1 protein-coding gene is annotated in these 667 nt (G+C 50.5%); it reads right to left on the bottom strand.

Annotated features, from left to right (window positions below; genetic code table 11):
- On the bottom strand, positions 1–516 hold a 516-nt coding region (locus E1963_RS19965; protein ID WP_201272096.1), incomplete at its 3' end, for a hypothetical protein.
- Positions 517–667 lie beyond the last annotated feature (151 nt).

Genomic DNA, 667 nt, shown 5'->3' with positions numbered 1-667 from the left:
TTCCCTCTTCCCTTTCCTCCTCTTCTCTCTCTCTTTCTTTCTTCCTTCCCTCTCCTCTCTTTCCCTGTTCTTCCCCTCCTTCTCTTCTTCTTCCTTCCTCCCCTCTTTTTCCCCCTTCTCCTCCGTTTCACGTCTGCGTCCCGGTCGGCTCTTCTTCCTTCCCTCCCCTTCCTTCCCCTTTCCCTCCTCCCTCCCCCTCTTCCTTTTTTCTTCCCCCCCTTCTCTTCTTCCTCCCCCCTTTGCCTGTTTCCCCCTCCCTCTTCGCCCTTTCCTTTCTTTTTCCTCCTCTTCTTCCTCTTCCTCCTCTTCCCCTTCCTTTCTTCCCTTCTCCCTCTTCCTCCCTCCCTTCCTCTTCTGCTTTTCCCCTTCATGCCCCTTTTCCCTCTTTCCCTCTTTTCCCCCTCTCTCTTTCTTTTTCCTCTTTTTCTTTCCCTCGTTTGGACCCACTTCCGGCTCCTTCCCCCTCTTCCTCCCCCTCCCTTCTCCTCTCCTTTTCCTTTCTTCTCCTCCTTTCAAAAGAGAGTCCTTTTTTTCTCTCCCTTTATCTCCTCTCCTTTTCTTCCTTTTCTCAAAGACATGCCTTTTGATGAGTATGTTTATGCGAACCCTCCCTACTCTCTCTCTCCTTTTTCCCTTTTTTGTTGACTTTCTTTCGCAAATCTGGTGC

The organism is Extibacter muris (genome assembly GCF_004345005.1).
Taxonomy (GTDB): Bacteria; Bacillota; Clostridia; order Lachnospirales; family Lachnospiraceae; genus Extibacter; species Extibacter muris.
Note: the sequence above shows the minus strand (reverse complement) of the source record. Positions and strands in the feature narration are given on the sequence as shown.